Below are 21,302 nucleotides of genomic sequence, written 5' to 3' on the forward strand. Positions count from 1 at the left end.
GGTGTCACTGCATGTTCGCGACGTGCTGATGTGCGGGAACGTCGACGCACGTGTAGAGCTGCAGGTTGTAGCTCCGGCCGATCATCAGCATCGTCGGCTCGTGCGGGGCCGGGAACGGCGGCTGGTCCGCCTCGGCGTCCTCGACCGGCTGCCAGCTCGTGTTGCCGTCCCACTCGGAGCTGGCGATGGTGAGCAACGGCTGGACGTCCGCGCCGCAGTCCGGGCAGGACATGGGGTACGGGTCGGAGAAACTCCACGGCGCGTGCCCGCCGGTCTTGCAGCCGGAGGCGACGGACAGCTCGTACTGGTACTGCTGCTCTTCCCGCTTCTCCCACTCGTGCACCTGCCCGGCCAGTTCCCCGGACAGGCAGTGCGGAGCCGGGTACTCCACGACCGTCTCCGGGTGCAGCACGCACGGCTGCGGCAGGTAGTTGTCCTCGACCGCGGCCGGTAGCGGTGGGTCGGTCAGCGGTTCCGTCACCTCGGCGGCGACCCGCCACCGCAGCACGGTGCTCGGCACGTAGCCGTCGTCCTCGTGGTCGAACGGGCACCACAGCACCTGGAGCAGGTCCGCCCCGTCCGGACGGGGCAGGCCGGGGACGTCCCGCGCGTACAGCTGGGCCACCGGCACCATCGGCGCCGGCCCGTCCTGCGCGATCTCCTCGCCGTCGTCCACGCGGTCGATGACGGCCTTCTCGTCCTCGGTCAGCAGGTTCGTGCCCCGCTCCCGCGGCCTGGCCCACGCCTGCGTCAGGATCCGCCGCCGCGCCATCACGTCGGGCACGCTCGCACCTTCGAGCAACGGACCGGCGTGCTCGGCGCACGTCGGCCACGGCTCCCGGGCCGGCCACAGCAACGGGCCGCCGATCGAGCTGTCCGCCGCGGCAGGCTCGCCGGGCCGGGGGTGCAGCCGCACCGCGGTGCGGGCCAATGAGGCCATGGCGGGCAGGTGCGCCACGAGATCGACCGGGCGTGGCGGAGTGGTGCGAACCATGGCGGAATCGTAGGGGCAGCGTCGCTCAGAGGTAGATCGCCAGTGCGACGGTCACCACCCAGGCGAGTCCCAGCGACTGCAGGACCCGGTCGGAGCGGGCCAGGTCGTCCGGCGCGCCCGCCTTGCCGCTGTCCACGTCGACGGCGTAGCGGAGAACGGCGATGACGAACGGGACCATGGACAGCGCGGCCCACGGGCTGCCCGTGCGCTGACCGAGCTCGAAGGCCCACAGGCCGTAGGTCATGTTCATGACCGCGGCCGAGGTGGCCCAGACGAACCGGAGATAGGTCTCCGAGTACCTGGTCAGCGAGTGGCGGATCGCGGCGCCGGTCTCGTGGAAGAGCTTGATCTCGGCATACCGCTTGCCCGCCACGATGAACAGCGACCCGAACGCCGTGACGAGCAGGAACCACTGGCTGGGCTCGATGTTCGCGCCCATGCCGCCCGCGATGGCGCGCAGCAGGAACCCGGAGGCGACCACGCACAGTTCGAGGACGGGCTGGTGCTTCAGGCCGAAGCAGTAGCCGAGCTGGACCACCAGGTAGACGGCCATGAGCACGAGCAGTTTCCAGCCCGCCACCGCACCGATCGACAACGACGCGGCCATCAGCACACCGGCGGTGCCGAACGCGAGAGGCACGGGGACGATGCCCGCCGCGATCGGGCGGAGGCGCTTCTTCGGGTGGGCCCGGTCGGCTTCCGCGTCCTTCGCGTCGTTGACCAGGTACACCGCCGAGGCCGCGCAGCAGAACGCCGCGAACGCCAGCGCCGCCGACCGCAGCACGACGGGTTCGGTGATCCTGCTCGACGCGAAGGGTGCGGCCAGCACCAGGACGTTCTTCACCCACTGGTGCGGCCGGGCGGTCTTGATCAGTCCTCGGACGATCGATGGCCGTGTCTCGGTCGCCGCGGTCATCGACGACCCCACACCACGCGCCGCACGCCGCGTGCCACCACGGCGCCCAGCACGGCGCCGGCCAGCACGTCGGTCGGGTAGTGCACGCCCAGCACCAGCCTGCTGACCATCATGGGCGGCACCAGCAGCGGCACCAGCGGCTGGTTCGTCAGCGCGCCGTAGGCCACCGCGGCGGCCGTGGTGGAGGACGCGTGCGACGACGGGAAACTCAGCTTGCTCGGGGTCCCCGCCAGCACCTGCACCTCCGCGTGATGCGGACGCCGCCGCCGCACCACGCGTTTCACCACGATCGACACGGCGTGCGCGGCGACGACCGACGTGGCCGCGACCGTCCACTCAGGACGGCGACGGCGGTCCACCGCGGCGCCGGCGACGCCCAGGAGCAGCCATCCCGCGCTGTGCTCGCCGAACCACGACAGCAGCCGGGCCGCGTGCACCACGGGTGGTCTCGCCAGCGCCGTCTGCACGGCGACCAGCGCCTCCGCTTCACGATCGCTCATCGAACGCCTTCCCAACCCATGCGGGTCTGGGTGTCGCGGGTGGTGGTGTACCGACCGGCCTCGTAGAGCGGGGTGGCCCGGTAGACCTGGATCGGGTACGGGCGGGAGGAGTCCCGCAGCCGTGCCGGCAACGCGGTGACCTCGTGCGTGGTGAGAACGTTCCCGAACAGCGCCCCGCGCACGGGTTGCCAGGTCGCGTCGGACAGGCCGAGCGCCTGCGTGTCGCCCCACTGCACGGCGTAGGAGACCGGTTCGATCACGCCGTCCTGCACGCGCGGCTGACGCTGGCAGGGGAACAGGAACGCGATCTGCCACGCCACCGCGACCGCCGGTTCGCGGGGCAGGAACTCCCGCAAACGCACGTACTTCTGCGCGGCCGGCGGGGTGAACTCGCCCTCGCCGGAGAGCCGCACCTGCGTGGCGCCGGCGGGTGCCGGAGGCAGCACCAGGGTGCGTCGCAGCGTGCTGTCCACGTTGTCGGTGACCTTGCCGGTGCCGAGCACCTTCGCGTCCGAGTTCGCGTACTCGTAGGTGACGGGTGCCGGTCCACCGGTGACGACGGTCGCGATCGGGTCGGTCTGGATCGCGAACCACCTGTCCGGCAACGAGACCAGCGGCTGCGGTGTCGCGACCTCGACCGCGTCCGCCGCGACGCACCGTTCCGCGAGCGGATCCTGGACGTTCGCGGCCCACGGCGACCACGTGTCCAGCGTGCGCGCGGTAGCGATGGTGAAACCGCCCACCAGATAAGCGATGTTGGCGGTGAAGAACAGCACAATCACGACCGGTATCGCGATGACCGGCGCGAGAGAACCCTTGCCCCGCCGGTACAACACGACCGCCACGATCACGATCAGCACGAGCCACCAGTACGGTTTGTCGAACTTGAGGACCGACACGTGCGGCGGAACGCCCGTGGACGGCAGCCCGAGGTGCCACGAGTACGGCCACAGGTTGGCGCCGTGCCCTGCGAGACCCAGCATCGCGACGACGCTGACGATTCCGCCCAGCAGCACCGGAACCGGCATGCGGCGGTCGCTGGTCAGCTCGCGCACCAACGGCACGGAGCCCAGCAGCATCAACGCGATGAACACCGAGCCGATCCCCGCGAGGCTGCCGAAGTGGTGCGTCCACTTGCTGGGTGTCAGCCACAGCAGGAAGAACGCGAACAAGGTCGACCAGCCCGCCAGCGCGAGCCTCGGTGGCACGTCGATCCGGCGTGCCCGTGCGGCCGTGACGAGCACGACGAACCAGACCAGCGCGACGACGCACACCAGCACCGGCGCGCGTTTGGCGTAGTTCGCCATGGCGTCGCCCTGGTTCAGCAGGAACATCCAGCGCGCGAACTCCGTGTACCAGGTGTCCGAGCCGGCCATCTTCTTGAAGATCTCCTGTGCGTACAGGAAATCGCGCAGGGTTCCGTCGCTGAACGCCATGATCATCGCGATCGCACCGGGAGAGAGCACGGCGAGCGTCCTCGCCACGACCGTGCGCCAGCCCGCGTCCTTCGTGAGCAGCTTCCAGGCGAACGGCAGACCGGCCAGCAACGGCGCGAGAGTCGTGAAACCCGTGGGGTGCGCGAAGAAACCGATGCCCGCGACCCCTACGGCCGCGCCCAGCAACGCCAGCCGCCCGCGTTCGACCGCGGCCGTCACCGCCAGCAGCGTGAGCATGCCGCACATGGTCACGACACCCTCCGGCCGCACCCCCATGTCGAGCGGCAGCCACCACGCCAGGAACGCCGCGCCGAGCACGACCCCGCTGAACTTTCCCGACACGTAACGACGTGCGGCGAACCACGTCACCAGACCGAACAGCAGCGCGGGGATGCGCAGAACCACCGGGGCGAAGCCGAAGACCTGCCACTTCGCCAGGAAGTAGTAGAACCAGGAGAACGGCGTGAAGCCCTGGTTGAGGATCTGGTAGTAGTTCCCGACATAGCCCTCGAACGGCACGTTCTTGGCCATCGCGCTGTAGTAGCCGTCGTCGTCGGACATCGGCGCCAGGAACAACCAGAGGATCATGATCGCGGGCACGACCAGGTCGACGAGGCTCAGCCGCCACCGGAACCGGGCCGACTCGCGGGACACGCGCCGATCCAGCAGCACGAGGCAGGCGAACGCGGTCGCCGCACACAGCGCGAGAAGCACCATCAGCACGATCTTGAACGGCGACGGACTGGTGCTGAACTGGTCGTCGACCCTGATCCGCACGGACAGGTCTGCGGTCTCCAGCGTGGTGATCGAGGTCGCCAGCACGTGCACGTCCGGCATGATCGCGGACCGGCCGATCTCCTTGCCGTCACGCAGGATGCTCAGCCCGCCGCGGTCACCGCGGATCTCGTACGAGCAGTCACCCGCGGGCACCGGCTCGTCCAGCGTGGCGACACCGCTCACCAGCAGGCGGCCGTTCTCCGCCTGCACGACGAGACCGCGCGCCGGGGCCGACGGCGTGATGGTCGAGAACACCACGCCCCCACTGGCCTGCGCGGCACGTGCGGTCGCGCAACCGAACCGCGCGTCCATCTCAAATGGACGGTAGGCGCTCAGCGCGAGCATCGTGGACCGCGGCGCCGACGCGTTCTCCGGCCAGGTCACGGTGGGGTCGTTGATCGACACGGGCGCGAGCGGCATCAACGCCGACAGCAGCACCGTGAGCGCGCCGGACACGACGGCGACGGCCAGCAGCCGTCGTCTCCTCCCTGGACCGGGCCGAGCGGTGATGGCAGGCGTTTCAGGAGCGAGCGAAATCGTTTCAGTCGTCACGCGCCGGTGTCCTCAGGGGGTTTCGGAAGGGCGAGGCGTCAGAAGCTAGCGACCGCCCGTTACGCGAAGAGCCCGGCCGAACCGCGCATTGCTACGTCTGCGTTGCCATAACCCGGAATCGTGTTACGGACGCGAAAATCGCCACTCCGCGGCCGATATGGTCCCGCCCATGGTTCGTGCGCTCGGTTTCGTCGGGGTGTGCATCGTCCTGTCCGGACTGCTGGTGAACGCCTACCTCGCGATCGTCGCGCGCAACGTCTCGCCCGCCGAGTACAGCGACTTCGGCGCGTTCTGGTCGATCGCACTGCTGGTCGGGTTCGGTGCTTTCCTGCCAGTGGAACAGGAACTGGCCCGCCTCGGCCCTCGCGCGCTGCGTTCGGCCGCGGTCGTCGCTGCCTGCATGGCGGTCGTCGAGTGCGCGCTGGCCGTGTTCGTCGCCCCCGCCGTCGTGGTGCTGTGCTTCCTGTCCGCGGCGCAGTTCCTGGTGCGGGGCACGCTGATCGGCAGCGGGAAACTGGCGTGGCACGGCGGCCTGCTGGTCGCCGACACCACCCTGCGCGTGGTGTTCGCACTGCTCGCCGGCTGGCTCGGAGCCACGACGAGCGCGCAGTTCGAATGGACGCTCGTGGCGGCGGTCGCGGTGGCGCACCTACCCGTGCTGGCCGCCATCTGGTGGCAGGGAGACGGCGAAGTGCCCGTGCGCGAGTTCGCCCGCGCGGTCTCCCCGTTGCTCGTCGGCTCCCTGTGCGCGCAACTGCTGCTCAACGGCATCCCCGTGCTGGTGACCGCGATCGCGACGCCCGGCGAACGGGCTCAGGCCGGGGTGTTCCTCGCGGCCTTCCTGCTCGCCAGGGTCCCGCTCTTCGTCGCGGTTCCGTTGCAGACAGCGCTGTTGCCCGTGCTCGCAGGCAAGCAGAAGCGCACCGTCGTGACCCGTCTCGCGGCCGTGCTCGCGGTGGCAGCGGTCGCCGGCGTCGCCGTGGCGTTCGCGATCGGACCGTGGCTCGTGCGGCTCGTGTTCGGTCCTCTCTACGTCGTGTCCGCCACGGACCTGACTCTCATCGCGCTCGGCGTCGTCGCCCACCTCGGGTTGATCGTCACCACCCAGGCCCTGGTCGCGGACGCCCTGCACAGCCGTGTCGCGTGGAGCTGGGTCATGGGCGTGCTGACCGCGGCGGCGACCTTCACCCTCATCCCCGATCTGTTGCTGCGCGCCGAGATCGCGTTCCTCACCGGATCCCTCGCCGGACTGCTCGTCGGGCTCCGGCTGCTCACTTCCCCACGACAGGAGAGCGAACTGTGCTCGACGACCTCGTCATCGCCCTGACCTACTACTCGCCTTACGTGTCAGGGCTGACCAACTTCGCGCGGGACGTCGCGGAGGGGCTCGCCGAGCGCGGCAAACGCGTCCGCGTGGTCACCACCCGCCACGACCCCTCGCTACCGCACGAGGAAACGATCAACGGCGTGCGCGTGAGCCGCGCGCCCGTGCTCGCCCGGTTCGGCAAGGGGGTGATCAGCCCGGCGTTCGCCTCCATGGTGCGCGAGGCGTCGGCGAACGCCCGAGCGCTCAACCTCCACCTGCCGATGCTCGAAGCCGGCCCGGTGGCCGCGCTCGCGAAGTGCCCGGTCGTCGTGACCTACCACTGCGACGTCAGCCTGCCACCCGGCCTGGTGAACACGGTGCAGGGCAAGGTCATCGACGCGTCCAGCCGCCTCGCGATGCGCCGCGCCGCGGCCGTCGCGGTGACGAGCGAGGACTACGCACGCGAAAGCAGGCTGTGGCCGTCCATCCAGCCGCACATGGCCGCCGTACCCCCGCCCTGCCGCCCGGTTCCCCCTGGCACGCCGCGGTTCCGCGACGGCGACGGCCCGCACGTCGGGTTCCTCGGCCGCATCGTGGAGGAGAAGGGAGTCGAGCACCTGGTCGACGGATTCCGCGCACTGGAGGACCCTGCGGCACGACTGCTGATCGGCGGCGACTTCGGCAACGTCGCCGGCGGCAGCGTCATCTCCCGCGTGCGCGAACGCATCGCGGACGACCCGCGGATCAAGCTGCTCGGCTTCGTGCCCGACGAGGACCTCGGCGACTTCTACGCGTCTCTGGACGTGTTCGCCCTGCCGTCGGTGAACGCGTTCGAGGCCTTCGGCATCGTGCAGGTCGTCGCGATGCTCGCGGGCGTCCCGGTGCTGGCGAGCGACCTGCCCGGCGTGCGCATCCCGGTGCGGGAGACGGGTTTCGGCGTCATCGTGCCGCCCGGCGACGCGGCGGCCATCACCGCGGGACTGCGGTCCCTGCGCGACGAACCACCGGTCCCGGACGGAACGGCCGCGGCGAAGTTCAGCGTTCCGGCCGTGCTCGACGCCTTCGAAGCGCTCTTCGAGAAGCACGCCCGATAGCGGGGACCGGTACCGAACGGTTCTGGGACTGCTCAGCGGGTGCACCGGCGCCAGAACGCCGGAGCAGGATTCGTCCATGACCGTGACGCCGTCGTCCTCCCCCACCGCGAAGGCCGCACCGAACGTGATCGTGCTGGAGGTGACGGGAACGGCCACCATCTCGTCGCTGACGCTGGTCGTCGACGGCACTTCCAGCGAGGAGACGTCTGCAGCGCTCCCGTGGCACAGGACCTTCGAGTTCCCAGCGGGGAGCGGCAGCCATGAGTGGAAGCTCGTCCTGCGGCACAGCGGCGGGAGCGTGCTCGCGACTTGCACGGCGAACGGAGAGTTGCTGACGCAGACCGCCGGAACCAGCTCGCCTGGCAGCGACAGCTCCGCCCAGCTGTCCGGCAGCATCTCTCCCTGACCCGGTGAGGACGTGGCCCGTGCCCCGTCCTCACCGGCGCTGAACTAGTCCCGTTCGATCAGGTGCCCGATGACGTCCGGACCGGGATGCGCGTGACCGGAGCCGTCCCGGCGCGGGTCCACCTCCGGCAACTCCACCGGTGTGCCCTTGTCGTCCGCACCCGCCGGCCTGCTGCCGATCCACGCGAGCACCAGGTGGTCCTCGCCCTTGAGGAAGCGCTGCGACCGCACGCCGCCCGTCGCGCGCCCCTTGGCCGGGTACTCGCTGAACGGCGTGACCTTGACGCTCTGCCCGGACGAGGTGACGACCATCGGTTCGCCGTGCTCGTCGTCGTCCGTGCGGATCGCACCGAAGAACACCACGTACGCGTCGCCGCTCAGGTTGATGCCCGCCATACCGCCGCCCTTGAGGCCCTGCGGCCGCACCAGCTTCGCGTCATAACGCAGCAGTGACGAGTCGGAACTGACGAACGCGAGCGTCTCACTGCCGTCCGTGAGCCACGTGCAGCCGACGATCTCGTCGCCGTCCTTGAGCGAGATGACCTCGAACTCGTCCGAACGGACCGGCCACTCCGGCACGCACACCTTCACCGTGCCGAGCTTCGTGCCCAGCGCCATGCCGGGTGAGTCCTTCGGGTCGAGCGGCGCGATGCCGACGACCTTCTCGCCCTTCTCCAGCGGCACCAGCTCACTCGCCGCCATACCGCCCCGCAGACTGACCGTGCCGCTCTGTTCCGGCAGCACGGGCAATGGGAGCACGTCCGTCTTGAACGCACGGCCCAAGTTCGTGATCAGGATGACCTGACCTCGCGCCGTGGAGTGCGCCACGGCCAGCACGGCGTCGTGCTTCACCCGGCCCGCCCGCCGCTTGCCCTCGGACGCCTCCTCCGACTCCGCCGCGGTGCGCGCGACGAGACCGGCGGCGCTCAGGATGACCTGGCACGGGTCGTCCGCCACCTCCAGCGGCCCGGCGGGCTTCGACGCCGCCAGCACCTCCTTGAGGTCGCCGTCGATGAGGCTCGTCCTGCGCTCGCCGCCCAGCTCCTTCGCCACGGCCGCGAGCTCGGTCGACACGAGCTTGCGGAGCACGCCCTCGTCGTCCAGGATCGCGCTGAGCTCGGCGATCTCCTGACGGAGCTTGTCCTGCTCGTTCTCGAGCTCGAGCTTGTCGTACCGGGTCAGGCGGCGCAGCGGCGTGTCGAGGATGTAGGTGGCCTGGATCTCCGACAACTTGAACTGCTTCATCAGGCCGTCCTTGGCGGCAGCCGCGTTCTCGCTGCCCCGGATCAGCTTGATGACCTTGTCGATGTCCAGCAGGGCGAGGAGAAGCCCCTCGACCAGGTGCAGCCGTTCCTCCCGCTTGCGGCGGCGGAACTTCGTGCGGCGCGTGACGACCTCGTAGCGGTGCTTGAGGAAGACCTCCAGCAACTGCTTGAGCCCCAGCGTCTGCGGCTGGCCGTCCACCAGCACCAGGTTGTTGATGCCGAACGACTGCTCCATCGGCGTCAGCCGGTACAGGTCCGCGAGCAGGGCCTGAGGGTTCACGCCGACCTTGCACTCGATGACGAGCCGGATGCCGTTCTCACGGTCCGTGAGGTCCTTGACGTCCGCGATGCCGGTGAGCCGCTTCGACTTGTTGACCTCGTCGGTGATCTTCTCGACGATCCGCTCGGAGCCCACGCCGTACGGCAGCTCGGTGACCGTGATGGCCTGCCGGCCCCTGGAACCCTCCAGCGGCCCGATCTCGACCTTGGCACGCATCCTGACGACGCCGCGCCCGGTCTCGTAGGCCTTCCGGACCTCGTCGAGGCCGAGCAGGATGCCACCGGTCGGCAGGTCAGGGCCGGGAATGAACTCCATGAGCTTGTCGAGACTCGCGTCCGGGTGCGAGATCAGCCACCGCGCCGCCCCCACGACCTCGCGGAGGTTGTGCGGGATCATGTTCGTGGCCATGCCGACCGCGATGCCCGACGTGCCGTTGACCAGCAGGTTCGGGAACGCCGCCGGCAGCACCGTCGGCTCTTCCAGCGAGCCGTCGTAGTTCGGCCTGAAGTCGACCGTGTCCTCGTTCAGCTCACCGACCAGCTGCATCGCCGCGTGGGACATGCGTGCTTCGGTGTTGTGGTTCACGAACCCACCCGCGAGGAACGAGTGGTCCTCCGAGACGACCCGGACCGAGTAGACCTCGGCCGGTTCCGCCGCCTCGACGGTGGTCACCGGCTCGAATCGGTAGCCGGAGTCCATGATCGGCAGGATCGTCGCGAGGATCTCCGGATCCTTGATCCGGTCGATGATCCTCAGCCGTTCGGTCTCCCAGCGCTCGACGCGGTCGAAGTTGTGCTGGGTCAGCCACTTCCGGCCGCTTCCACGGCGGTCGAAGTCGAGCGCGCTCCGCACGTAGTCCGCGACGAACGGCACGGAGTCCTGGCTGAGCCGGTGCGATCGCAGCGGCGAATGCCTGAGCAGGTCTTTCAGCTTCGCCTGCTTGGTCTTGAGGAAGCCAACGCGCTCAGCGAATGCCGTGACGTTGCGCAGCCCAGAGACAACCAGTCGATGTTCCACCGCGCCGCTGACACGGGTGTAGCGGCGATGCGCGGCGATGACGCCGAACTCCGCAAGCAGCTCCTGCATCTCAGCGGCAAGTCGCTCGCTGTAAGACGAGTACTGAACCGTGAAGCCGTCCTTCGCGACGCGGCAGCCGCCATCGCCTTCGAACGCTGCCATCAGGAACGCACGCTTAACGCCCCAGCCACCGCGCCAGACACACTCCGGCACGAACTTGTCTCGTGCCTGATGGCCGATGAGTTCTGCCAACGGACTCGCCCGGAAGGCATCCATGCCACCCGAACTCTCCTGAACGTCGAGCTCCCAGATCTTCTTCCGGTCCCGGCACGTCTCCCGCTGATTGAGGTAGCGCTGGCCGCCGACCACCTGGTCATAGGCGTGCAAGACCTCACCGAAGAAGTGCTCGTCGGTGTTGTTGAACCCAGCCCGCGTCTCGGACGCAAAGCCCTCCGACACCCATGCCCCGGCGAGAACTCCGAGGACGTACTCCTGCGCGGTGGGGATGATCTGAGACCAGGCGTTCCGGGCCACAGCCACGACCGCGCCGGGCTTGAGCTCATCCAGGCGCCGCCACTGGAACAATGGCACGCCCATCGGCGCCTCAAGACAGAGGACCAGATGGTTTTCGCTGCCACGAACTGAGAAACCCGACTTCGTGGTCATCCGAAGCGTCGGGTGCACACCGGAGTTGAAGACCTTGTCGACCTGGACAGCCTTGCCGTCCTTGTCGAGCACCTCGAAGTCTGCATCGGCCTCGGAGTCGGCAGGAAGATCAACCAGATCGCCGATACGCGCGCTGGATCCGTCGGCGAGCCGGATTCGGGTATCAGCCACCACGCAGTATCGGCTCGCGGCTGGTCCATCGTCTGGTGACCCGAAGTTTCCATGTCCGTCGATCAACGGCTCGTTGAGGCTGAAGTCCTGGGCGAGGCGGACCAACGCGTCGTAGATCGCCGTGTCGCCGTGAGGATGGTATTTGCCCATGCAGTCGCCTACGACGCGTGACGACTTCACGTACGCGTGGTTCGGCCGGTACCCCTGCTCGTGCATCGAGTAGAGGATGCGGCGGTGCACCGGCTTGAGGCCGTCCCGCGCGTCCGGCAGTGCCCGCGAGTGGATGACCGAGTACGCGTACTCCAGGTACGAGTCCTCGATCTCCGTCTTCAGCGAGTTGTCGAGCACCTTGGCGCCGGCCCGGTCGAACGCGGCTGGGTCGACCTTGGTCGTGGGTCCCTTGCGGCGTGCCATGACTTCGTGACTCCGTCTGTCTGTTGAGGCTTAGAGGTCGATGGCCGACTGGTCGACCCGTGCGGCGGACTCGACGAGCCAGTTGCGGCGTGGCTCGACCTTCTCGCCCATCAGGAGTTCGAGGGCTTCCTCGGCGGCTTCGACGTCGTCCATCGTGATGCGCCGGACGGAGCGGGTGGACGGGTTCATCGTGGTCTCCCACAACTCGTCCGCGTCCATCTCGCCCAGACCCTTGAACCGCGGCACCGGTGTGACCACCTGCTTGCCGGCCTTCTCCAGCCGCGCGACGGTCTGTTCCATCTGGCGCTGGGTGAAGGTGAAGTGCGTTTCGGCGTTGCGGCCGCGCGTCATGACCTTGTGCAACGGGGGCATGGCCGCGTAGAGGCGGCCGTCCTCGATCACCGGGCGCATGTACTTGGCGAACAACGTGATCAGCAACGTGCGGATGTGGCTGCCGTCGACGTCCGCGTCGGCCATCAGGATCACACGGCCGTACCGCATCTGCGGGAGGTCGAACGTGCGGCCGGTGCCGGCGCCCAGGACCTGGACGATGGAGGCGATCTCGGCGTTGCGCAGCGTGTCGGCGAGCGAGGCCTTCTGGACGTTGAGGATCTTGCCGCGCAAGGGAAGCAGCGCCTGGTACTCGGAGACGCGTGCCATGCGTGCGCTGTTGTGGACGAACACGCCGGCTTCGAGCGCGAAGTTGTGGTAGCCGTCGACGGTCAGGTCGTAGACCTCTTCCCGCTCCGGCAACGCCTCGACGGACGCGACGGAGTGGTTCACCATCGACGCCGCCTCGCGCAAACGCGCGAAGTCGTCGTCGTAGTGCGCCAGCACCTTCAGGAACTTCAGTCCGGTCTTGGCGTTCTCCCGGCGGTCGAGCTCGTAGGACAACGCCAGCTCGAAGTTCGACGGCGTGTCCAGCATCGGCGCCATCCGCTTGAGTGCGGCGATCCGGCGGCCTTCGACCTGCTTGGCGACCCGCTCCGCGCGTGGCGTCGACTCCACGTACCGGCGACGACCCTTCTGGATCTTCTCCAGGTGGCCGGTGGAGGTGTCGGCCATCCGCTGCTTCATCCGGGCCGAGTGCTCGCGGCCGAACTCCGGATTGTTCTCGTGCCACGCGATGACGGCGTCGCGCTGGCGCTGACGTTCCGCCGGGTCCGAGAACTGGCCGATCGTGGCGCTGGAACGCCACGCGAGGAGTTCTTCGTCCTGCCACTGCGCCAGGGAGCGCTCGCTCCACTCTTCGCGCTTGCCGGGCTGCGCGAAGAACGCACGCACTCGCTCGGCAGCGGCCTCGCGGTGCTCGGGCTTGGCCCAGTACGCGGCCTGCAGCGCGCGCAGGCGTTCGGCGTAGGCCGCCTTCTCGTCCTCGCTCAGCGCCGAGTACCAGTCCTGGAAGCCCTGCTCGATGCGAGCACGGAATTCCGGGTCCTGGTTGCGTTCGGCGAGCCGGGCGAGGCAGGAGGCGCGGAACTCCGGGTTCTTCCACTGTTCGGACAGCATCGCGGACTTGAACTCGGTACCGCCGGCAGCCAGCCATGCGCGGTAGCCCTCGTGCACGTGCTCGCCCATCATCGCGGCGTGCAGTGCCGAGTGGTCTTCCCACGTCATGCGCTTGAGGTTGCGCGGGTCGTTGTTCCGCTTGTCGACGTCGACGTGGTGCCGGACGTTGCCGTCCTCGGTGCTGTCGAAGCCGTGGCGCAGGTTGTACGCGTCGGCCAGGTAGTGGGTGTAGACCCATTCCTGCCGGTCGTTCATCCAGACCCGCTCGTAGCCGTCGAGCTTGTGACCCTCGGCCTTCGAGGACACCGAGCGGTACAGCGGCATCAGCGAGTCGCCGGTCTGGAGAGCGTCCGCACGCCGGTAGGAGCCGTCACGCAGCCGGAACAGGTGGTCCGGCGTGCAACGCACGGACTCGCCGTTGTCCAGGGTGACGCGGACCAGCGGCGCGTCCTTCTTGGTCAGCCGCGGCTCGACCAGCGGCACGACGACGACGCGGCCTGCTTTGTTGGTGGCGTAACCGAAGTGCGTGACTCCACGGTCCCAGTCGTCCACGAGTTCGCCGAACGACAACGACTTACCAGACGCGAGCGAAACGCGAGTTTCCTTCACAAAGCAACCCAACGCGCTGTCGCCTTCCACGAGGAAAAGCTCGCTACGCGAAACGCCCGTCGTGCGGCAGTCGACCAGCTTCGCGGGCATCGCCGCGCCCTCGAGCGCGGTCTTGCGGCGTGCCGCGTCCTTCTGCTGCTTCTGCGTGAGCCGGACGCGGGAGGCGTCGACGACCTTCTGCAGGACGGTCTTGGCTTCCATCTTGGTCTTGCGGTCTTCTGTCCACGCGCGGATCTGCTGGTCGACGATGCCCTGCAGGACCTTGGTGATGCCGGCGGTGGAGAGTTCGTCCTTGGTCTGCGAGGTGAACTGCGGTTCGGGGATGCGGACGTGGATGACGGCCGTCATGCCTTCGAGCACGTCGTCGAGGGTCGGCATCTCCTCCTTGGGCTTCAGGAGCCCCCGGGTCTTGGAGATGGCGTCCTGGATCGACTTCACGACCGCGCGGTCGAAGCCGCGGCGGTGGGTGCCGCCGTGCACGTTGCGGATGGTGTTGGTGAAGCACTCGACGGTGCGTTCGTAGCCGGTGCCCCAGCGGAGTGCGACCTCGATCTCGGCTTGACGCTCCACTTTGGACCGCATCACGCCGTTCTCGTCGGCGGCGTTCTCGAAGTAGGTGCCGTTGCCGGTGATCACCAACGTGCCGGAGACCGCTCGGTCGCCTGAGGGGGCCAGGAAGTCGACCATGTCCGTCAGGCCGTGCGGGTAGTGGAAGACCTCTTCTGAGATCGTTTCCTCCAGCGCCGACCTCAACACGTAGGTCACGCCGGGGACGAGGAACGCGGTGTTGCGCAGCTTCGTGCGGACGGTGTCGACGTCCAGCGTGGCGCCGTTCTCGAAGTAACGGGCGTCGTACCAGTAACGGGTCGAGGTGCCGGTCGACTCGTTGCGCTTCATCTTGCCGACGACGCTCAACCCGTTCTGGCGGGTGAACTTGGCCTTGGGGCCGGGGCCGTCGAAGACGCCGGGAACGCCGTGGGCGAACGACATCTCGTGGACCTTGCCGCCGCGGCGCACGGTGACGTCGTAGCGGTGGGAGAGGGCGTTGACGGCGGAGGCGCCGACGCCGTGCAGGCCGCCGGAGGTCTTGTAGCCGGAGCCGCCGAACTTGCCGCCGGCGTGCAGCTTGGTGAGCACCAGTTCCACACCGGACAGACCGGACTTCGCGTGCACGTCGGTGGGGATGCCGCGGCCGTCGTCGTCGACCTGGACGCTGCCGTCCGCGTGCAGGGTGACCACGATCTTCGTCGCGTGTCCCGCGACTCCTTCGTCGGTCGAGTTGTCGACGATCTCGCTGAAGAGGTGGTTGATGCCCCGGCTGTCGGTCGACCCGATGTACATGCCTGGCCGTTTGCGGACGGCCTCCAGACCTTCCAGATGGGTGAGGTCGTCGGCCCCGTACAGGGTCTCTGCGGTCACGGGTACTGCTCCCTGATTGTGTGCGGACTGCCAGCAGGGTATCCGTCCCGACCGACAATTTTTCGCAGGACGCCCGTCACGGGAGTGGAAACCGCCCTGAATGGTGCGTCACACCCGCGCGCCGGCCACCCGCACAGCCCTGCTGACCTGCGGAAGCGCCCGCAACTGTCCCAAACGAGATCGGTCACGCCAGCGGTTGGCTCACATCACGCGCGCGAGCGGGACCCGAGGCCGGGTACCCAGGCACGTGCGCGGCCAATCCCAGAGGCCCGATCAGGTCAGTTCTCCTGTCCTAAGTGGACGCGAGGCCGCCGGAGAGGCAGGTCGGCGACGGCACGGACCGAGGTTGCGCGCGAGACCGTTCCGAGACCTTCCCGGAACCGACCCGTGAACCGGGATGAACATCGGCACGTATGCCCCGGTGTCGGAACCGGATCGAAGGACGGAGTGGTCGCGTGCGGCATGGTGTGGACTCGGGTCTCTTCCAGCAGACCGCGCACAGCCCGTCCTACTTCGAGCTGTCGCGGACCGGTGCGGGTGAGCTCGTCGACTTCTGCATCCCGTGCAATCCGTACTTCCCGACGCCGGAGATGTTCGAGGAGCTGTCGAAGAACCTGGAGTCGATCCTCAAGTTCTACCCGAGCGACTCCAGCAAGATCGCGGACCAGCTCTCCAAGGTGCTGGGGCTGAACCCGGCGACGCTCGCGATGTCGAACGGCTCGACCGAGCTGATCACGTGGATGGACCACCTGTGGATCCACGAGAGCGTCGCCATCCCGATCCCCACCTTCGGACGCTGGACCGACCAGCCGATGGAGAGCAACAAGCGCGTCGACATGTTCCTGCTCCAGGAGAGCAACAACTTCGAGCTCGACATCGACGAGTACATCAAGTTCATCCGCACGCGGGGCAGCAGGGTCGCGGTCATCTGCAACCCGAACAATCCGGACGGCGGCTACCTGCCGCGCCGGGAGATCATCCGGTTCATGGACGAGTTGTCCGACCTCGATCTGATCGTGATCGACGAGTCGTTCATCGACTTCGTCGAGGTCGAGCGCAATCCGTCGGTCGCCGCCGAGGCGTCCATCCGGCCCAACGTGGTCGTGCTGAAGAGCCTCGGCAAGAACTTCGGCCTGCACGGCGTCCGGTTCGGCTATCTGGTCGCGAACCCGGGACTGGCCGGGAAGATGCGCAAGACGCTGCCGAAGTGGAACCTCAATTCTCTCGCGGAAACCATCGTGTTCATGCTGGCCGAGCACGAGGCGGAGTACGCCGAGAGCCTGCGGCTGCTGAGCCGCGACCGGTACCGCATGGGCATGGAGCTCTCGCGCATCCCGGACCTGACCGTCTACTCGTCGCAGGCGAACTTCCTGTTCGTGAAGCTCGGCGGAGGCATGGACGGCCGCGAACTGCGCGACCACCTGCTGGCCAAGCACCAGGTCTTCATCCGTGAATGCGGCAACAAGCTCGGCATGACCAGCAAGTTCGCCCGGCTGGTCGTCCGTCCCGAACAGGACGTGGAACGGCTCGTCGAGGGCATCCGCGACTTCACCCAGGCGAGGTGGACGAGCCACGCCGTTCATTCCAGTCATTCCAGCGAACCGTCGCTGCTCATGCACAGCGCCTGAACGAACGCACAGCACCCTGTATTCATCTCCGAAAGGTTGCCCACAGATGTCATCACCGCACGCCCTCAGCGGTCGGCGCGGCCAGGTGGCTGCGGCCGCGCTGGTGGCCGCCACACTGCTGAACGCGGCCATGTTCGGCGGTACGAACGCCACGGCGTCGTCTCACCGCGAGGCTCCGCTCATCGCGGGCGACCCGGCAGTGGACAACACCGACCTGTACGCGTTCGTGAGTCCGGACCACAAGGACACCGTGACGCTGGTCGGCAACTGGTCCGGGTTCCAGGAACCCAACGGTGGCCCCAACTTCTTCCCGTGGGCCGAGGACGCGCAGTACGACTTCAACGTCGACAGCGACGGTGACGCCAAGCCTGACGTCACCCTGCGGTTCACCTTCGAGAACGACGACCGGCGCAAGAACAACACGTTCCTGTACTCCAACGGTGTCGTGGACTCGCTCGACGACGAGAACCTGCTGTTCCGGCAGCGCTACGACCTCGAGGCGATCTACCAGAACGGCCAGAAGGTCAAGCTGGCGGACAACGCCCCGGTGGCGCCGTCGCCGAACGGCCCGGCGTCGATGCCGGACTTCAAGAAGCTGCGCGACCAGGCGATCACGCAGATCGCCGGTGGCGGCAAGGTCTACGTGGGCCCGTCCGAGGACGCGTTCTTCGCCGACCTGCGGGTGTTCGACCTTCTCTACGGCGGCAACCTGAGCGAGGTCGGCCAGGACACGCTGCGCGGCTACAACGTCAACACGATCGCGATCCAGCTGCCCAAGCACGCGCTGGCGTTGCGCAACGACGTGCACCGCAACCCGAACATCGGCATCTGGAGCACCACGCAGAAGCGGAGCCTGAAGCTCTCGCCGGGCAAGGCGGAGCCGCAGGGCGACTTCGTGCAGGTCTCCCGCCTGGGCAACCCGCTGGTGAACGAGGTCGTGGCCCCCGCGGGTCTCAAGGACGCGTTCAACGGCCTGCGCCCCGACCAGGACGCCGGCGTGAAGGAGCTCGTCGACCGGGTGGTGAACCCGGAGCTGCCGAAGCTCATCGAGGCGATCTACAAGATCCCGGCACCGCAGGGTCAGCGCGACGACCTGGCCGAGATCTTCCTGACCGGCATCACGAAGAAGCTCGGCGCGCAGATCAACGCCGACCTGAACTCGCAGGTCAACAACGCGGACGTGGACGCGCGGAAGTTCCGCCCGTCCGAGATGCTGCGGCTGAACATGATGATCGACCCGAACGCCAACCCGAACCGCCTGGGCCTGCTCGCGGGTGACACGCAGGGCTTCCCGAACGGCCGGCGGCTGACCGACGACGTGGTGGACATCGCTGTTCAGGCGATGGAAGGCGCGGCGGCGTCCGGCAAGCTCGTCGACGCGCTCGCCACGGGTGACAAGGTCGACGCGAACGACCAGCCGTTCGAGGCGAACTTCCCGTACGTCGGCCTGCCCCGCAACGGCACCGCCGTCAACGCCTCGGGCACCACGGCCGAGGTCGCGGTCAACCCGGTCGGCAAGATCGGCAACATCGATCCGATGGCGATGACCACCGCGGTGGGCTCGGCGTTCGTGTTCGGCGCCGGTTTCTTCCTGTGGCGCAAGCGCCAGGCATCGATCCGCAAGTACGGGTCGCACTCGAAGTGAAGTACCAGCAACGGCAGGCCGTCGCGGTGGTTCTCCTGGTCACCGCGGCGCTTGCCTACCTCGCCGCCTCCGGTCCTGCCGACAGCAGGGCCGGGGGCGCGCCCCCTGCTCCCCCGGTTCCGGCGGTGGCGCAGCAGAACCAGATGCACCGCGTGGTGCACCAGTTGCAGCAGCGGCTGCACGAGCTTCCGCAGGACAAGGACTCCTGGGCCAGGCTCGGTTCGTCCTATGTGGAACTGGCACGGGTCACGGCCGATCCGGCGTACTACGCGAAGGCCGAAGGCGCTTTGAAGAACGCGGGTGACACGGGCCTGGCCGCGATCGGCATGGGCACGCTGGCCAACTCCCGCCACGACTTCTCCACGGCCCGTGACTGGGCTCAGAAGGCCATCACCGCACTGCCGTCCTCTTCGGAGGCGTACGGCGTGCTGGCGGACGCGTTGACGCAACTGGGCGACGACGCGGGCGCGCAGGACGCGGTGCAGAAGATGCTGGATCTCAAGCCCAACACGGCGTCGTTCGCCCGCGCTTCCTTCCACTTCGAACTCCACGGCGACGTCGACGGCGCCCGCGACGCGATGCAACGCGCGCTGAAGGCCGCCACGACGCCCGAGGAGATCGCGTTCTGCCGTTACCGGCTGGGCGAACTCGCGTTCGACCACAACCGGCTCGACGAAGCCGCTCAGCACTACGCGCAGGGACTGGCGGCGAGAGGAGACGACATGACTCTCACTCAAGGCATGGCCAAGGTCACGGCGGCACGGGGCGAGGTCCCGGTGGCGATCGAGAGCTACCGCAGGCTGGTGGCCCGCGCTCCCCTGCCCCAGTACCTGCAGGAGTACGCGGAACTGCTGGAGGCCAACGGCCGCAGCGACGAGGCCGCGCGGCAGTACGAAGTCCTTTCCGAGCAGCAACGGCTGATGGAGTCTCAGGGTGCTTCCGACGATCTGGCCGCGGCCCTCGTCGCCGCGGACCGCGGTGATGGCATGCAGGCGCTGCGCCGTGCGGAAGCCGAGTGGAGCCGCCGGCAGAGCGTTTTCGTGGCCGACGCGATGGCCTGGGCGTTGCACGTGAACGGCAGGGACGCCGAGGCGCTGGGCTACTCCGACCGCGCGGTGGCGCTGGGCTGGCAGAACGCCACGTTCTCCTACCACCGCGGCATGATCCTGGCCGCGCTCGGCCGCGTCGCCGAGGCCCAGGAGGCACTGGTGCAGGCGCTGCGGCTGAACGCGAACTTCTCCCCGTTGCAGGCGCTCAAGGCCGGCCGCAAGCTCGCGGAGCTTCGAGGCGGCCGGTGAGTCTGTCCAACTGGGTGGTGCGGCCCGTCCTGGTGGCGGCGCTGCTGCTCGCCGGGATCTTCTTCATCAACGGCGAGGCGTCCGCCCACCCGTTGGGCAACTTCAGCGTCAACCACTACCACGGGCTGCACCTGCACCCCGACCGGATCGATCTCAGATCCGTGGTCGACGTGGCGGAGATCCCGACACTGCAGGAGAACCTGAAGACCCGCGACGCGAAGCAGTGGTGCGACGAGGTCTCCAGGACAGATCGCTCCACTGTGGACGGGCGGCAGATCTCCTGGACGCTGGCGAGTTCCACCAAGGAGCACCCGGTCGGCCAGGCCGATCTCAGCACGACCCGGCTGGTCTGCGAGTTCACCGCCAGGGTGGACCTGGACCGGCCGGCCAGGCTCGAGTTCCACGACGAGTCGAACGCCGACCGGGTCGGCTGGCGTGAGATCACCGCCGCCGGCACCGGGATCAGGATCGCGGACTCGCCGGTGCCGACCGAGAGCATCAGCAACGAGCTGCAGACGTACCCGGAGGACCTGCTCAGCAGTCCGATGGACGTCCGCTCCGTCGCGTTCAGCGCCGAACCGGGCACCGGATCCGAGCCGAAGAAGGCCACCGGCTCCCCCATCCAGTCCTTCAGCGTCACGGCGGCCAAGCTCAACGACATCCTGGGCAGCGACGACCTCACGCCGTGGCTCGGGTTTTTGGCGTTGTTGCTGTCGTTGGTGCTCGGCGCGTCGCACGCGGCGTTGCCCGGTCACGGCAAGACGCTCATCGCGGCCTATCTGGCCGGTCGTCAGGGCACGCCGAAGGACGCGTTCATCGTCGGTGCGTCGGTCACGGCCACGCACACCGGTGGCGTGCTGATCCTCGGCTTGATCATCAGTGCCTCCAGCGCGCTCGCCGGTGAACAGGTGCTGCGCTGGCTCGGGCTGGTCAGCGGCCTGCTGATCGCGGTGATCGGCGTGATGCTGCTGCGTTCGGCCCTATCGACGACCCGCGAACCCGCGCTCGCCGGAGCCCTGACCGGACACGGGCACGGCCACGGACATGGGCACGGTCATGGCCACGGACACGGTCATGGGCACGGCCACGGATACAGCCGCGCGAGCCTCATCGGCATGGGCGCGGCCAACGGCCTGGTCCCCTCACCGTCCGCACTGGTGGTCCTGCTGGGCGCGATGGCCCTGGGCCGCACGTGGTTCGGCGTCCTGCTGGTCGTCGGCTACGGAATCGGCATGGCCGGCACGCTCACCGCGGTAGGCCTGCTGCTCGTGAAGGCGCGGGAGCGCGTCGAGAGAATCCTGGACGGCCGTGCCACCCGCATGGTGTCCCATTACGCACCTGTCGGCACAGCCGCGATGGTCATCGTCGTCGGCGCCTGGCTGACATTGCAGGCGGTCTAAT

13 protein-coding genes are annotated in these 21,302 nt (G+C 68.3%); 7 read left to right on the plus strand and 6 right to left on the minus strand.

Translation table 11 applies throughout. The features are described from left to right. Window positions 1–4: 4 nt before the first annotated feature. Genes ACIRG5_RS05310 through ACIRG5_RS05325 form a run of 4 tightly spaced genes read right to left on the minus strand, consistent with a single transcriptional unit; the run spans window position 5 to window position 5,175 of the window. The gene (locus ACIRG5_RS05310) at window positions 5–994 is read right to left on the minus strand and encodes a hypothetical protein (protein ID WP_402900427.1); all 990 of its coding nucleotides are present in this window, start codon (window positions 992–994) and stop codon (window positions 5–7) included. Between the two features lie 25 nt (window positions 995–1,019). Further along, window positions 1,020–1,910, minus strand: a complete 891-nt coding sequence (locus tag ACIRG5_RS05315) for a decaprenyl-phosphate phosphoribosyltransferase (protein WP_402900430.1) — start codon at window positions 1,908–1,910, stop codon at window positions 1,020–1,022. After that, window positions 1,907–2,410, minus strand: a complete 504-nt coding sequence (locus ACIRG5_RS05320) for a phosphatase PAP2 family protein (protein ID WP_402900433.1) — start codon at window positions 2,408–2,410, stop codon at window positions 1,907–1,909. The genes ACIRG5_RS05315 and ACIRG5_RS05320 overlap by 4 nt, the downstream gene beginning before the upstream one ends. Beyond that, entirely contained in the window at window positions 2,407–5,175 is a 2,769-nt protein-coding gene (locus ACIRG5_RS05325; RefSeq protein ID WP_402900436.1) for an arabinosyltransferase domain-containing protein, read from the minus strand. The genes ACIRG5_RS05320 and ACIRG5_RS05325 overlap by 4 nt, the downstream gene beginning before the upstream one ends. A gap of 169 nt (window positions 5,176–5,344) precedes the next feature. On the opposite strand from ACIRG5_RS05325, the gene ACIRG5_RS05330 reads away from it, so the two are divergent. From ACIRG5_RS05330 to ACIRG5_RS05340, 3 genes are all read left to right on the plus strand, one after another. Then, window positions 5,345–6,502 (plus strand): lipopolysaccharide biosynthesis protein, encoded by a 1,158-nt coding sequence (locus tag ACIRG5_RS05330; RefSeq protein WP_402900438.1) that lies wholly within the window; start codon window positions 5,345–5,347, stop codon window positions 6,500–6,502. Beyond that, a complete protein-coding gene (locus ACIRG5_RS05335) occupies window positions 6,475–7,575 on the plus strand; it encodes a glycosyltransferase family 4 protein (RefSeq protein WP_402900441.1) in 1,101 nt (366 codons plus the stop codon). The genes ACIRG5_RS05330 and ACIRG5_RS05335 overlap by 28 nt, the downstream gene beginning before the upstream one ends. Before the next feature lie 76 nt (window positions 7,576–7,651). Beyond that, complete coding sequence (locus tag ACIRG5_RS05340; RefSeq protein WP_402900444.1) at window positions 7,652–7,981, plus strand: hypothetical protein; 330 nt, start codon at window positions 7,652–7,654, stop codon at window positions 7,979–7,981. A 44-nt stretch (window positions 7,982–8,025) separates the two neighbouring features. Here ACIRG5_RS05340 and ACIRG5_RS05345 read toward each other — a convergent pair whose 3' ends face one another. Both ACIRG5_RS05345 and ACIRG5_RS05350 read right to left on the minus strand, forming a co-directional pair. Continuing rightward, window positions 8,026–11,793 carry a DNA gyrase subunit A gene (locus ACIRG5_RS05345; protein WP_402900447.1) on the minus strand — a complete coding sequence of 1,256 codons (3,768 nt, stop codon included), beginning with the start codon at window positions 11,791–11,793 and terminating at the stop codon, window positions 8,026–8,028. 30 nt (window positions 11,794–11,823) lie between these two features. After that, window positions 11,824–15,330: an ATP-binding protein gene (locus tag ACIRG5_RS05350; protein ID WP_402900450.1), complete on the minus strand. Its 3,507-nt coding sequence runs from the start codon at window positions 15,328–15,330 to the stop codon at window positions 11,824–11,826. 455 nt (window positions 15,331–15,785) lie between these two features. Between ACIRG5_RS05350 and ACIRG5_RS05355 the strand changes: the two genes are divergently transcribed. From ACIRG5_RS05355 to ACIRG5_RS05370, 4 genes are read left to right on the plus strand one after another with little or no spacing between them, the layout of a single operon-like run. Then, window positions 15,786–16,958 carry a pyridoxal phosphate-dependent aminotransferase gene (locus tag ACIRG5_RS05355; RefSeq protein ID WP_402900453.1) on the plus strand — a complete coding sequence of 391 codons (1,173 nt, stop codon included), beginning with the start codon at window positions 15,786–15,788 and terminating at the stop codon, window positions 16,956–16,958. A 46-nt stretch (window positions 16,959–17,004) separates the two neighbouring features. Further along, window positions 17,005–18,603, plus strand: a complete 1,599-nt coding sequence (locus tag ACIRG5_RS05360) for a DUF4331 domain-containing protein (protein ID WP_402900456.1) — start codon at window positions 17,005–17,007, stop codon at window positions 18,601–18,603. Further along, window positions 18,600–19,901: a tetratricopeptide repeat protein gene (locus tag ACIRG5_RS05365; RefSeq protein WP_402900459.1), complete on the plus strand. Its 1,302-nt coding sequence runs from the start codon at window positions 18,600–18,602 to the stop codon at window positions 19,899–19,901. The genes ACIRG5_RS05360 and ACIRG5_RS05365 overlap by 4 nt, the downstream gene beginning before the upstream one ends. Beyond that, entirely contained in the window at window positions 19,898–21,301 is a 1,404-nt protein-coding gene (locus ACIRG5_RS05370) for a nickel/cobalt transporter (protein ID WP_402900462.1), read from the plus strand. The genes ACIRG5_RS05365 and ACIRG5_RS05370 overlap by 4 nt, the downstream gene beginning before the upstream one ends. The last annotated feature ends 1 nt before the right edge of the window (window position 21,302 follow it).

This window comes from Lentzea sp. NPDC102401, from assembly GCF_044765805.1.
GTDB classification, from domain to species: Bacteria; Actinomycetota; Actinomycetes; order Mycobacteriales; family Pseudonocardiaceae; genus Lentzea; species Lentzea sokolovensis.

Coding starts and splice junctions, on each gene's coding strand:
- ACIRG5_RS05360 (WP_402900456.1), top strand. CDS start 17,005: ATGTCATCACCGCACGCCCTCAGCGGTCGGCGCGGCCAGGTGGCTGCG.
- ACIRG5_RS05320 (WP_402900433.1), bottom strand. CDS start 2,410: ATGAGCGATCGTGAAGCGGAGGCGCTGGTCGCCGTGCAGACGGCGCTG.
- ACIRG5_RS05330 (WP_402900438.1), top strand. CDS start 5,345: ATGGTTCGTGCGCTCGGTTTCGTCGGGGTGTGCATCGTCCTGTCCGGA.
- ACIRG5_RS05340 (WP_402900444.1), top strand. CDS start 7,652: ATGACCGTGACGCCGTCGTCCTCCCCCACCGCGAAGGCCGCACCGAAC.
- ACIRG5_RS05315 (WP_402900430.1), bottom strand. CDS start 1,910: ATGACCGCGGCGACCGAGACACGGCCATCGATCGTCCGAGGACTGATC.
- ACIRG5_RS05310 (WP_402900427.1), bottom strand. CDS start 994: ATGGTTCGCACCACTCCGCCACGCCCGGTCGATCTCGTGGCGCACCTG.
- ACIRG5_RS05345 (WP_402900447.1), bottom strand. CDS start 11,793: ATGGCACGCCGCAAGGGACCCACGACCAAGGTCGACCCAGCCGCGTTC.